Genomic DNA, 370 nt, shown 5'->3' with positions numbered 1-370 from the left:
TCGCGGTGCGGGTGAACGGTCGGTGGCGAGAGGGTGGCCGAACAGGGCCGCGGGCCTCAGACCTGCGGGACGCTGTACTTGAAGCCGCGGTGCGAGCCGACGTAGCCCAGTCGCTCGTAGAAGCGGTGCGCGTCGGTACGGGCGGCATCGGAGGTGAGCTGCACCATCGTCGCGCCCACGGCGGGGGCAGCGACCTCTCCCACCCAGCGCATCACGGCGGAGCCGATGCCCGACGAGCGCAGACTGCTCCGCACGCGCACTGCCTCGACGAGCAGTCGCCGCGCGCCCCGACGCGCCATCCCCGGGATCGAGGTGAGCTGCAGCGTGCCGACGACGTCGCCGTCCAGCTCGACCACGAGGAGGTCGTTCG

Annotated in this window: 1 protein-coding gene; it reads right to left on the bottom strand. The window is 72.4% G+C overall.

What is annotated here, in order from left to right; translation table 11 throughout:
• Positions 1-56: 56 nt before the first annotated feature.
• On the bottom strand, positions 57-370 hold a 314-nt coding region (locus E3U55_RS17130; RefSeq protein ID WP_134341683.1), incomplete at its 5' end, for a GNAT family N-acetyltransferase.

The sequence above is a fragment of the Filobacillus milosensis genome (genome assembly GCF_004402015.1).
GTDB classification, from domain to species: domain Bacteria; phylum Bacillota; class Bacilli; order Bacillales; family Alkalibacillaceae; genus Filobacillus; species Filobacillus milosensis.
The sequence above is the reverse complement of the archived record's forward strand: the minus strand, read 5'-3'. Positions and strand labels throughout refer to the sequence as shown.